The organism is Ruegeria sp. I3, from assembly GCF_056532525.1.
The window spans coordinates 356,358-366,864 of record NZ_JBQFNI010000002.1 but is presented as its reverse complement, the minus strand read 5'-3'; the positions used below and the strand labels follow the sequence as shown (position 1 = coordinate 366,864).

At 59.2% G+C, this 10,507-nt stretch carries 14 protein-coding genes; 5 read left to right on the top strand and 9 right to left on the bottom strand.

All coding sequences use genetic code 11. The annotated features are described in order from the left end of the window. Positions 1–24: 24 nt before the first annotated feature. Positions 25–867, top strand: coding sequence for a 16S rRNA (adenine(1518)-N(6)/adenine(1519)-N(6))-dimethyltransferase RsmA (gene rsmA, locus ACR0L9_RS06170; protein WP_170396749.1), 843 nt, complete (start codon positions 25–27; stop codon positions 865–867). Between the two features lie 58 nt (positions 868–925). On the opposite strand, the gene ACR0L9_RS06165 is transcribed toward rsmA, so the two are convergent. From ACR0L9_RS06165 to prfA, 3 genes are all read right to left on the bottom strand, one after another. Next, the gene (locus ACR0L9_RS06165; RefSeq protein ID WP_170396747.1) at positions 926–1,507 is read right to left on the bottom strand and encodes a DUF4167 domain-containing protein; all 582 of its coding nucleotides are present in this window, start codon (positions 1,505–1,507) and stop codon (positions 926–928) included. Positions 1,508–1,734: 227 nt separating this feature from the next. Next, positions 1,735–2,592, bottom strand: a complete 858-nt coding sequence (gene prmC, locus ACR0L9_RS06160) for a peptide chain release factor N(5)-glutamine methyltransferase (protein ID WP_480895225.1) — start codon at positions 2,590–2,592, stop codon at positions 1,735–1,737. Continuing rightward, entirely contained in the window at positions 2,589–3,644 is a 1,056-nt protein-coding gene (gene prfA, locus ACR0L9_RS06155) for a peptide chain release factor 1 (protein WP_170396981.1), read from the bottom strand. The genes prmC and prfA overlap by 4 nt, the downstream gene beginning before the upstream one ends. A gap of 62 nt (positions 3,645–3,706) precedes the next feature. Between prfA and ACR0L9_RS06150 the strand changes: the two genes are divergently transcribed. Beyond that, positions 3,707–4,009: a hypothetical protein gene (locus ACR0L9_RS06150; RefSeq protein WP_170406248.1), complete on the top strand. Its 303-nt coding sequence runs from the start codon at positions 3,707–3,709 to the stop codon at positions 4,007–4,009. On the opposite strand, the gene ACR0L9_RS06145 is transcribed toward ACR0L9_RS06150, so the two are convergent. Genes ACR0L9_RS06145 through ACR0L9_RS06130 form a run of 4 tightly spaced genes read right to left on the bottom strand, consistent with a single transcriptional unit; the run spans position 3,935 to position 7,545 of the window. After that, positions 3,935–4,336, bottom strand: a complete 402-nt coding sequence (locus tag ACR0L9_RS06145) for a DUF1499 domain-containing protein (protein ID WP_170626828.1) — start codon at positions 4,334–4,336, stop codon at positions 3,935–3,937. The genes ACR0L9_RS06150 and ACR0L9_RS06145 overlap by 75 nt on opposite strands. 57 nt (positions 4,337–4,393) lie before the next feature. Continuing rightward, a complete protein-coding gene (gene speB / locus ACR0L9_RS06140) occupies positions 4,394–5,341 on the bottom strand; it encodes an agmatinase (RefSeq protein ID WP_480895222.1) in 948 nt (315 codons plus the stop codon). Positions 5,342–5,400: 59 nt separating this feature from the next. Then, positions 5,401–6,369, bottom strand: coding sequence for an agmatinase (gene speB, locus ACR0L9_RS06135; protein WP_170406255.1), 969 nt, complete (start codon positions 6,367–6,369; stop codon positions 5,401–5,403). Positions 6,370–6,381: 12 nt separating this feature from the next. Next, entirely contained in the window at positions 6,382–7,545 is a 1,164-nt protein-coding gene (locus ACR0L9_RS06130; RefSeq protein ID WP_480895220.1) for a M20 aminoacylase family protein, read from the bottom strand. Between the two features lie 66 nt (positions 7,546–7,611). On the opposite strand from ACR0L9_RS06130, the gene mazG reads away from it, so the two are divergent. The 3 genes from mazG (at position 7,612) to ACR0L9_RS06115 (ending at position 9,917) form a co-directional block, all read left to right on the top strand. Beyond that, entirely contained in the window at positions 7,612–8,469 is an 858-nt protein-coding gene (gene mazG / locus ACR0L9_RS06125) for a nucleoside triphosphate pyrophosphohydrolase (protein WP_480561402.1), read from the top strand. Between the two features lie 63 nt (positions 8,470–8,532). After that, positions 8,533–9,471 carry a nucleoside hydrolase gene (locus ACR0L9_RS06120; protein ID WP_480895218.1) on the top strand — a complete coding sequence of 313 codons (939 nt, stop codon included), beginning with the start codon at positions 8,533–8,535 and terminating at the stop codon, positions 9,469–9,471. Next, the gene (locus ACR0L9_RS06115; protein ID WP_170734901.1) at positions 9,468–9,917 is read left to right on the top strand and encodes a GNAT family N-acetyltransferase; all 450 of its coding nucleotides are present in this window, start codon (positions 9,468–9,470) and stop codon (positions 9,915–9,917) included. Before ACR0L9_RS06120 ends, ACR0L9_RS06115 begins: the two co-directional genes overlap by 4 nt. On the opposite strand, the gene ACR0L9_RS06110 is transcribed toward ACR0L9_RS06115, so the two are convergent. Together ACR0L9_RS06110 and ACR0L9_RS06105 are read right to left on the bottom strand one after the other, a co-directional pair. Further along, positions 9,914–10,081, bottom strand: coding sequence for a hypothetical protein (locus ACR0L9_RS06110; RefSeq protein WP_170396730.1), 168 nt, complete (start codon positions 10,079–10,081; stop codon positions 9,914–9,916). The two genes, ACR0L9_RS06115 and ACR0L9_RS06110, sit on opposite strands and share 4 nt — an antisense overlap. A 102-nt stretch (positions 10,082–10,183) precedes the next feature. After that, a complete protein-coding gene (locus ACR0L9_RS06105; RefSeq protein WP_170422059.1) occupies positions 10,184–10,501 on the bottom strand; it encodes a hypothetical protein in 318 nt (105 codons plus the stop codon). Positions 10,502–10,507 lie beyond the last annotated feature (6 nt).

Genomic DNA, 10,507 nt, shown 5'->3' with positions numbered 1-10,507 from the left:
TCCATTCCGAACAACGCTAAAGTCATGAGCGCCATCGACTCCCTCCCCCCGCTGCGCGAGGTTATCGCAACTCACCAGCTTTCGGCCCGCAAGTCGCTGGGCCAGAACTTCCTGCTCGACCTCAACTTGACCGCCAAGATCGCGCGGCAGGCGGGTGATCTGACTCAATGCGATGTCCTTGAAATCGGCCCAGGCCCCGGAGGTCTGACTCGCGGGCTTCTGTCCGAAGGCGCGCGCAAGGTCGTGGCCGTGGAAAAGGACACCCGCTGCATCGCCGCCCTGAACGACATCGCCGCCGCCTATCCGGGCCAGCTGGAAGTGATCAACGGCGACGCGCTGGAAATCGAGCCGCTGGCCCACCTGACACCTCCGATCCGGGTGGCCGCGAACCTGCCCTACAATGTCGGGACCGAGCTTCTGGTCCGCTGGCTCACCCCGCCCGAATGGCCGCCCTTCTGGCAGAGCCTGACCCTTATGTTTCAACGTGAAGTGGCCGAGCGGATCGTGGCCCAACCCGGCAACAAGGCCTATGGCCGCCTCGCCATCCTTGCCCAATGGCGGGCCGAAGCGCGCATTGCGATGTCCCTGCCACCCGGAGCCTTCACTCCACCGCCCAAGGTCTCAAGCGCCGTGGTTCACCTGACTGCCCTGCCCGAACCCCGCTATCCCGCTGACGCCGCAACCCTGTCGCGCGTGGTTGCCACAGCCTTCAATCAGCGCCGCAAAATGCTCCGGGCCTCACTCAAAGGGGCAGCGCCAGATATCGAGGACCGCCTGATCGCAGCCGGAATCAAACCCACCGACCGGGCCGAGCAGATCCCGCTCGAAGCCTTCTGCGCGCTCGCGCGCGAAATTCGCAAACCCTGAACGAAAAAACCCCAGGCCTTTGCCCGGGGTTTTCATTCAATTCATGATCGAAAAGCGCTTATTCAGCTGCCTCGGGTGCGTCGCCCTTGTCAGCGGGTGCATCCTCAGCCGCAGGGGTGGCAGCCTTTGGCTTCCGGGTGCGCGGGCGGCGCGGCTTTTCCTTACGCTCGGTCGCTTCGGGTTGCTCGGCATCCTTGCTTTCCGGCGTCTCGACCAGCCCTGTATCGGGCGCAGCCGCCTCATTCCCGAAATCCACAACGTCCGGCTGCGGAGCTTCGGCCGGATCGGCCTGACGGGCGGCTTCGCGTTCCTGACGCTCGGCGCGTTCACGATCACGCTCGGCCTGCCGTTCGCGGTTCTGACGCTCTTGCTCTTCGCGGCGCGCTTCGATCTCGCGCTGCGCTTCGCTTAGCATGCGCAGATAGTGCTCGGCGTGTTGCTGAAAGTTCTCAGCTGCCACGCGGTCATTCGACAGCTGAGCGTCGCGCGCCAATTGGTTGTATTTGTCAATGATCTGCTGCGGTGTGCCACGCACCTTGCCTTCGGGGCCCGAGCTGTCAAAAACTCGGTTTACGACGTTTCCGCCAGAAGGACGATTGCGGTTGTTCTTGGCCCGCGAGCGGGATTTGGAAGATCTCATCTTACTTTACGTCAGCCTTATCAATTCACTGTCGATCAACCCGTATCTAACGCTGCTCAGTGGCTTGTGCCGTTACGCGCTATCGACTTTTTGGGCTTGGCGTCAGGGGTGCGCTGAAACAGCGTCAACCTCGCCGACTAATCCTGAGTAAACATGTCCTGAGCGTTCAGACAAGGGGATTCTCGAAAATGTCGCAGCTTTTTTACATCAATCGGCATTTTTCGGCCTCAGTTTCGCTTAGAAGGCGGCATTCTGGCCCCCACAACACGATCACGCCTGTCCAGATCGGGGATCACCTTTACGCCGGTCAAACCAGCGGCATCAAAAAGGGCAGAAACATAAGCGCCCTGTGTCGGGCCAATTTCAACCAGGATACGCCCGCCGGGCATCAGATAATCCGGGGCCGACGCCGCAATACGGCGATAGGCATCCAGACCGTCGCCCTCATCCGTCAGCGCCATGCGCGGCTCATGCTCGCGCACTTCAGGGGAAAGCGCGTGCATCTCGTCCGCTGAAATATAGGGCGGATTCGAAACAATCAGATCGAACTGACCCTCAATGTTTTCGAACCAGTCAGATTGCCGAATCTCGGCGCGCGCCTGCACCTGATACTGTACTGCATTGGCGCTGGCCTGCAGACAGGCAGCTTCGCTGAGGTCGGCGCCGACGCCCGAGGCACTCCCCCGCTCGGCCAGCAAGGTGATCAGGATACAGCCCGAGCCCACACCCAAATCGAGTACATGATCAAACGGCTCGCTCAGCGCCGCCTCGATCAATGCCTCGGTCTCCGGGCGCGGGTCCAGCACATCGCGACTGACCCGAAACCGCCGACCATAGAATTCACGCTCGCCCAGCAGATGCGATACCGGCACTCGGATGGCCCTTAGCGAGATCAATTGATCGTAGCGTTCCGCGATATCCACCGGCAGTTCCTCGGGCGCGATCAGCGTCACCCGACTGGCCTCGATCCGCGCCGCATGCGCCAGCAGCACCCGCGCATCCCGCGCTGGATCAGGCACACCGGCTGCGCGCAAACGTGCGGTTGCAGCGACCATGGCCTGCGCGGCTGTCAGCGCCGCAATCATTGCGCCATTTCGGCCAGAAGCCGAGCCTGATCATCTGCGGTCAGCGCGTCGATCACCTCATCCAGATCGCCCTGCATCACCTGATCCAGCTTATAAAGCGTCAGGTTGATGCGGTGATCGGTCATGCGGCCCTGCGGGAAATTGTAGGTCCTGATCCGTTCGGACCGGTCACCTGAACCGACCTGACTGGCGCGATCCGCCGAGCGTTCGCTGTCGATCCGCTGCCGTTCAAGATCATAAAGGCGCGTTTTCAGCACCTGCATCGCTATCTCACGGTTTCGGTGCTGGGATTTCTCGGAACTGGTCACCACGATACCGCTGGGCAAGTGAGTAATCCGCACGGCCGAATCCGTCGTGTTCACGTGCTGCCCCCCCGCGCCCGAGCTGCGCATCGTGTCAATTCGGATGTCATTGGCATCGATCTGAATGTCCACATCCTCGGCCTCTGGCAAAACCGCCACCGTCGCCGCCGAGGTATGAATGCGCCCACCGCTTTCGGTTTCGGGCACGCGTTGCACGCGATGCACGCCGGATTCGTACTTCATCCGCGCAAAGACATTGTCGCCCTTGATGTGTGCCACCACCTCTTTGATCCCACCAAGATCAGACGCTTGTTCCTCGATGATCTCGAACTGCCAGCCCCGCGCTTCGGCATAGCGTTGATACATGCGCAGCAGGTCTCCGGCGAACAGCGCGGCCTCATCCCCGCCGGTGCCGGGGCGTATTTCCAGCATTGCCGGGCGCGCATCAGCCGCGTCTTTGGGCAACAGCGCCAGCTGCAAGGCATGCTCCGCCTCGGGGATACGCGCCTGCAGTTCTGGAATTTCCTCTTCGGCCAGCTCTTTCATGTCCGGGTCGGACAGCATTGCCTCGGCCTCGGCCAGATCAGAAACCAGCTGACGCCACGCCATGATCTGATCGACCACCGGCTTGAGGTCGGAATATTCCTTTGCCAAAGCTGCAATATCCCCGCCAGAGGCACCATCCGCCATGGCCGCTTCGAGGTATTGGAATCGCTGAGTTATCTGTTCAAGGCGTTCTTCGGGGATCATCCGCGCGGTGTCTATCATCCAGAGGCTTTGGTCAAGGCCCTGCCTTGTGCTAGGCTTGGGCCATGAAGCGACTGATCTTAGCCCTGACACTCATTGCGACGCCCGGAATGGCCGATGTTGTTGGCCCCGGAGGCAAAGTGCAAGACTGCTATTGCACCGACAAATCCGGCACCCGCATCGAGTTGGGAGAGATGATATGCCTGCAGGTCGACGGCCGCATGTTCATGGCCCAATGCCAAATGTCACTGAACGTGCCCATGTGGCGCGAGGTGCAAGAGGGCTGTTTGTCGTCAGGGTTGCAGCAAAGCAAGCCATTGGGTGACCCGGTCCCGATTAACGCCGAAATCTTTCCGGCCAAATCTTAATCTTGCATAGATACGCAGCGTATCACCGTCTAGCTGCACGGTGGTGTAATCGGGAAAACCGAACACCTTGGTACGGGTGATATAGGTGATCATGCCCTCTTCCAGCGATCCGGCCAGCACACTGGTGCGTGGTGTTGCGCGCGCAATTTTATCGAGACGCGCCAGCCCATCAGGACCGGTTTCGACGACCCGAACGACACCACCCTTCAGGTCTCGTTCCGTGTCTTCAGGGGCCACATGCCAGCGCACAGGATCTGAAGGCGCAAGTCTGATATAGGCACCCATTGCAAGGCCCACCACAATCAACAGCCAAAGCACCATTTTCATCTGCCCATTCAATCCCACTATGCCCTGCTTACTCGGTCAGAGGATGGCGTCGCACCCCTATCGTGACGTCACTCCGGGCAGAATGCACAGCATCTCGAACAGTAGATTGGCTGCGGTCAGTGCCGTATTTCCCGACGGATCATAGGGTGGAGATACTTCGACCAGATCGCAGCCCACCACATTCATGCCTGCCAGCGCATGGATCAACTGCAGCGCCTGCGGAGTGGTCAGACCTGCGATCTCGGGCGTGCCTGTTCCGGGTGCATAGGCCGGATCGAGGCTGTCGATATCGTAGGTGATATAGACCGGGTGATCGTCAACAGTTTTACGGATCAAAGAGCCGATTTCGGTCAGGTTCTGTTGCCACAGCTCCCACGCCGGGTACTGACGGAACCCCCAACCCTGTGCCTCGGTAAAGTCGCTGGCGGCGTAACCCGAGCCTCGATTGCCGATCTGAAAGGTCTTGTCAGGGACAATCAGCCCTTCCTCATAGGCGCGCCGGAAGACAGTGCCGTGGGTTTCCTTTTCACCGAACATCTCATCATTCACGTCAGCATGAGCGTCCACGTGCACCAGAGCCACAGGCCCGTGCTTGGCTGCCATCGCCCGCAGGATCGGCAAAGTGATCGAGTGATCCCCACCCATCGCCACTGGTACAACACCTTGCGCCAAAATGCCGTCATAGCTTTCCTTGATGATCTTAAGACTATCGGCGAGCGAGAAAGTGTTGATCGCCAGATCGCCGATATCTGCGATCTGCAGATGGTCGAAGGGCGCCGCGCCATTGGACATGTTATAGGGCCGGATCATCGCACTTTCACTGCGAATCTGCTTGGGTCCGAACCGTGTGCCCGACCGCCACGAAGTGCCGATATCCATCGGAACCCCCAGGATCGCCACATCCAGCCCGTCCAGCGACGACGCCTGTGGCAACCGCATAAACGTGTTCGGCCCCGAAAACCGTGCCAGATCGTTGCCGCCAATCGGTTGGTTGTATTGGGTCATGTACTGTCTCCGATCCGGTGCCTCACCAAGCAGATACCGGGATTATGCCTAACCAAAGGTTAAGGCTTCACCAGCTTGTTCCACCCCAAAAGGCAAATGATCTGTGTTGCCACATGAGCCCCCGCAATCGCCGTCGCACCAGAGGTGTCATACGGCGGAGAAACCTCGACCACGTCGCCACCTTTGAGGTTGATCCCGGCAATGTCGCGCAGGATGATTTGCGCCTGAATCGAACTCAGCCCACCCCAGACCGGCGTACCAGTACCGGGCGCAAAAGCAGGGTCCAGACCGTCGATGTCGAAGCTCAGGTACACGGGGCTGTCGCCCAGAATACCCCTGATCTTCTGCGCCACGGCGGCTGGGCCGGATTCGTAAACCTCGCGCGCGTCGATGATGTTGACGCCCAACGTGTCTTCGTTTGTAGTGCGAATGCCCACCTGAACCGAGCGTTTCGGATCAACCAACCCCGATTTCACTGCCTTGTAGAACATCGTCCCGTGATCCACGCGGGACATGTCGTCATCGGCCCAGGTGTCCGTATGCGCATCAAATTGCAGCAGCGACATCGGCCCATATTTCTCGGCATAAGCTTTGAGGATCGGGAAGCTGATATAATGATCCCCGCCCAGCGTGACCGAAGCGACATCGGCCTTCAGAATGGTCCGAATGTGGTCGGTCAGCGTGTCGGGAAAGGCCGGGATATTGGCGTAGTCATAGGCCATGTCGCCATAATCCACGATGGCCAGCTCACTCAGAGCATCAAAAGGCCAGCCATAAGGCGCATCCGGCGATTGCAGCGCGCTCGCCTCACGGATCGCGCGAGGGCCAAGCCGGGTTCCGGGGCGGTTTGTCACCGCCTGATCGAAAGGCACGCCGGTTACAGCAATATCCGCACCAGTCAGGTCTTTGGTATAAAGCCGCCGCAGGAATGAAGTCGCGCCGCCAAAGGTGTTTTCATAGGACAGCCCCTTAAGATCGGGGTTGGTGAATGCCTCATCCACCTGGTTCTTTGCATCTTCCAGTGCCATGTCTTTTCCCTGTCAGCCCAACGGCTGTGCCTTTTCGACGATCCGTGCGAAGAAGGACGCTCCGATCGGCGCGACGTCGTCATTGAAGTTGTATTTCGGATGGTGCAGCCCCGCGCCATCTCCTTGCCCCATGAACAGGTAAGCACCGGGTCGGGCCTGCAGCATGTAGGAAAAATCCTCTGCCCCCATCTCACGCCCAGCATCATCTTTCACGCGTTCCGCGCCGGATACATCCCGCGCCACTTCAGCCGCGAATGCCGCCTTGTCGGCGTCGTTGATAGTGGCGGGATAACCCTCCTGATAGTCCAGTTTGGCTTCAACACCGTACGAGGCCGCCTGCCCCGCCACGATCTGCGCCATTCTCTCTTTGACCATCCTTTGCACGGCCGGATCAAAGGTGCGAACGGTGCCGTTCAGATAAGCGGTATCAGGTATCACGTTATTCACTGTTCCGGTGTGTATCTGCGTCACCGACACCACCAGATCGTCCAGCGCATAGTGGTTGCGGCTGACGATAGTTTGGATCGCCTGCGCCATCCCGCAAGCTGCCATCACTGGGTCGCGCGTCTCATGCGGCATTGCCCCGTGGCCGCCCACGCCCTGAATATGGATCTCAAACGTATCTACTGCGGCCATCAGCGGCCCCGGCGTGGTTTCGAACAGCCCTTCGGGCCGACCCGGAGTGTTATGGATGCCATAGACCTGAGAGATATTGAACCGATCCATGATGCCTTCTTCAACCATCACGCCCGCGCCGCCGCCCTCTTCCTCGGCAGGCTGAAAGATCAGCGCAACCCGGCCCGCAAAATTCCGCGTTTCGGCCAGATAGCGCGCAGCACCCAGCAGCATGGTTGTGTGCCCGTCATGACCGCAGGCATGCATCTTACCGGGGTTCTTCGAGGCGTAGTCCACGCCCGTTTCCTCGGTAATCGGCAGCGCATCCATGTCGGCGCGCAGACCAATGGTCGGGCCGTCCCCCTGCCCGTTGATGATCGCCACCATGCCGGTCTTGGCGATTCCCTCATGCAGTTCATCCACCCCAAACTCGCGCAGACGCTCGGCCACAAAGGCGGCGGTCTCATAGCATTCGAATTCCAATTCGGGGATGGTGTGAAGGTGCTGGCGCCACTTGGCCATATCAGCGGCGTAATCGGCAATTCGGTTGACGACGGGCATCTGGGGTGGACTCCTGATCCTGACTGCGGGATGGATGCATCTGACACCGGAACGAAAGGGTTCGCAATGGCCGAAAATCCTCTGATCCACGACACGGACGCAGGTATCGAGCGTTTGCTGGAAATCATGCGCCGCTTACGCGACCCTCAATCCGGCTGCCCGTGGGATATCGAACAGGATTTTTCGACCATCGCGCCCTATACGATCGAAGAAGCCTATGAAGTCGCCGATGCCATCGAACGCGAGGCTTATGACGAATTGAAGGGAGAGCTTGGCGACCTGCTGTTCCAATCCGTCTTCCATGCGCAAATGGCTGAAGAGGCTGGGCATTTTACCTTTCAGGACGTGGTGCGCACCATGTCGGACAAGATGGTTACCCGTCACCCACATGTCTTCGGTGATGAGTCCCGCGAGAAGTCGGCGGATCAACAGACAAAGGACTGGGAAACCATCAAAGCCGCCGAACGTGCGGGCAAAGAACAAAAAGGTGCACTAGACGGTGTCGCCGCCAACCTGCCCGCCCTGCTACGCGCACATAAGCTGCAGAAACGTGCCGCGCGCGTAGGGTTCGACTGGCCCGACGCCAGCCATGTGCTCGCCAAGATCACCGAGGAAGCCGCTGAGCTGGAAGAGGCGCGCGACAGCATGGATGCCGACGCGCTTGAGGATGAATTCGGCGATCTGCTGTTCGTGATTGTCAACCTCGGCCGCCACTTAGGCATCGAACCCGAGGCCGCCCTGCGCCGCACAAACGCCAAGTTTACTCGTCGTTTTGAGAAGGTCGAAGCCCGGCTGGCCGAACGCGGAAAAACGCCTTCGCAAAGTGATCTGGCCGAAATGGACGCGCTGTGGGACGAGGTGAAAATCGAGGAACACCGCGCCAACGGCAAACTCCCGCCGGTGGATGCTCCGGCAGGCACGTAATTCGGCTAGACAAGTCCCGCGACACTTGCGAGTGTCCGACCTTCACGGCCCCCGGAGACCCCCATGCCCCGCAAGATCATAATCGACACCGATCCCGGACAGGACGACGCCGTCGCCATTCTTCTGGCGCTTGCCAGCCCCGAAGAGATCGAGGTTCTGGGTATCACCGCCGTCGCTGGAAACGTGCCTTTGGAGCTGACCGCCAAAAACGCCCGCATCGTTTGCGAGTTGGCGGGGCACACCGAAATCCCCGTCTACGCCGGATGCGATCGCCCCTTGAAACGCCCGCTCGTCACCGCCGAGCATGTGCATGGTAAAACAGGGCTCGACGGCCCTGTTTTGCCAGATCCTGAAATGCCTCTGGCCGAAGGTCACGCGGTCGATTTTATCATCGATACCCTACGCGCACATGAGCCCGGCACGGTGACGCTCTGCCCTCTGGGGCCGCTGACGAACATCGCCACAGCGTTCCAGAAAGCGCCCGACATCATCAACCGGGTGCAGGAAATCGTGCTGATGGGTGGTGCGTATTTTGAGGTTGGAAACATCACACCAGCAGCCGAATTCAACATTTATGTCGACCCGGAAGCCGCTGATATTGTGTTTAAATCCGGCGTTCATATCGTCGTAATGCCATTGGATGTCACACATGATGCGCTTGTCACGCCCCATCGCAACGATGCATTCCGGGCATTGGACAGCAAGGTTGGTCATGCAGTGGCAGAGATGACCGATTTCTTCGAACGTTTCGACAAGGAAAAATACGGTTCGGAGGGCGCACCGCTGCACGACCCCTGCGTCACCGCCTATCTGATCCGGCCCGATCTGTTCTCGGGCCGCCACATCAATGTTGAGATCGAAACCCAATCAGAATTGACGTTGGGTATGACAGTGGCCGACTGGTGGCGGGTCACTGATCGCGCACCAAACGCCATGTTCATGGGTGACGTGGATGCCCAAGGTTTCTTCGACCTTCTCACAGAAAGACTTGCCCGCCTATGACCGCCGCACTCCGCCTTGCCCGCCCCGACGATCTGGACCGACTGATGGCGCTGGTCGCAGCGTTTCACTCGGAATCCGGCATCGCGCAGGATGACGACAAACGTCGCAATGCGCTGGCCCCTCTGCTGGATGGAATACCCCATGGGTGCATATATCTGATCGGTCCGGGCCGCGCGCCGCTGGGCTATGTCATCCTCACCTTCGGCTGGTCGGTCGAGTTTGGTGGCATGGATGCCTTTGTGGATGAGATTTACATCCGCCCCGCCGTTCGCGGACGCGGTATCGCCACCGAAGTGCTGCATGATCTCCCCAAGGCGCTGGCCGAGGCCGGTCTGACCGCCCTGCATCTTGAGGTCGATCGGACCAACGAAACCGCGCAGAAACTATATCTGCGGTCAGGTTTTAAACCGCGCGATCGCTACATGCTGATGAGCAAATCGCTTTAGCGCGATTCCCCCCGGAAGATTACCGCCGGATTTGCCATTTCCTGCACCGGATCATCCTGCGAAACCTGCATCCCTGTGATCGGATAGGTCCCAGGCTCTGAACATGCGGCCAGCATCCCCGCGCAAAGCATTGAAATTACGAGAAAGACCTTTGAAGCAGACATATCGTCCCCCTTTCTGCAATGTTTGCAGACTATCGGGAGTCACAGCGCCGCAATAGGAACAAGTTCACACATAACGACATTTATGTTTGTTTAGCTTAACGATCAGCGGCAGTTCTTATTGAACGTCTGCTCCATGGTCTTGAACTGCCGGGGCACGCGTTTGGGTTTGGGCAGCGCATTCAACTGTTCAGTTATGTTCTCACCTGTGTACCAGGACTCGAACAATAATTCTTTGATGTCATCGTCCAAAACCGTGTTGGCGACGTTATAGGTGCACAGGCATTCCTCCATCGTGACCTGCCCGCTGGGATCGCCTTCCACCATTTTCTGGCACACTGCCTGAGGCGGACGATCAGCCCCTGCAAGCTGAGGCAGGATCAATAGCGCCCCAGCGCCAACGATGCGTTTGAATGTTGTCATAAATCG

Coding starts and splice junctions, on each gene's coding strand:
- speB (WP_170406255.1), bottom strand. CDS start 6,369: ATGGCACTGGAAGATGCAAAGAACCAGGTGGATGAGGCATTCACCAAC.
- rsmA (WP_170396749.1), top strand. CDS start 25: ATGAGCGCCATCGACTCCCTCCCCCCGCTGCGCGAGGTTATCGCAACT.
- ACR0L9_RS06110 (WP_170396730.1), bottom strand. CDS start 10,081: ATGTCTGCTTCAAAGGTCTTTCTCGTAATTTCAATGCTTTGCGCGGGG.
- ACR0L9_RS06130 (WP_480895220.1), bottom strand. CDS start 7,545: ATGCCCGTCGTCAACCGAATTGCCGATTACGCCGCTGATATGGCCAAG.
- ACR0L9_RS06105 (WP_170422059.1), bottom strand. CDS start 10,501: ATGACAACATTCAAACGCATCGTTGGCGCTGGGGCGCTATTGATCCTG.
- mazG (WP_480561402.1), top strand. CDS start 7,612: ATGGCCGAAAATCCTCTGATCCACGACACGGACGCAGGTATCGAGCGT.
- ACR0L9_RS06165 (WP_170396747.1), bottom strand. CDS start 1,507: ATGAGATCTTCCAAATCCCGCTCGCGGGCCAAGAACAACCGCAATCGT.
- ACR0L9_RS06145 (WP_170626828.1), bottom strand. CDS start 4,336: ATGAAAATGGTGCTTTGGCTGTTGATTGTGGTGGGCCTTGCAATGGGT.
- speB (WP_480895222.1), bottom strand. CDS start 5,341: ATGACCCAATACAACCAACCGATTGGCGGCAACGATCTGGCACGGTTT.
- prfA (WP_170396981.1), bottom strand. CDS start 3,644: ATGATCCCCGAAGAACGCCTTGAACAGATAACTCAGCGATTCCAATAC.
- prmC (WP_480895225.1), bottom strand. CDS start 2,592: ATGATTGCGGCGCTGACAGCCGCGCAGGCCATGGTCGCTGCAACCGCA.
- ACR0L9_RS06120 (WP_480895218.1), top strand. CDS start 8,533: ATGCCCCGCAAGATCATAATCGACACCGATCCCGGACAGGACGACGCC.
- ACR0L9_RS06115 (WP_170734901.1), top strand. CDS start 9,468: ATGACCGCCGCACTCCGCCTTGCCCGCCCCGACGATCTGGACCGACTG.
- ACR0L9_RS06150 (WP_170406248.1), top strand. CDS start 3,707: ATGAAGCGACTGATCTTAGCCCTGACACTCATTGCGACGCCCGGAATG.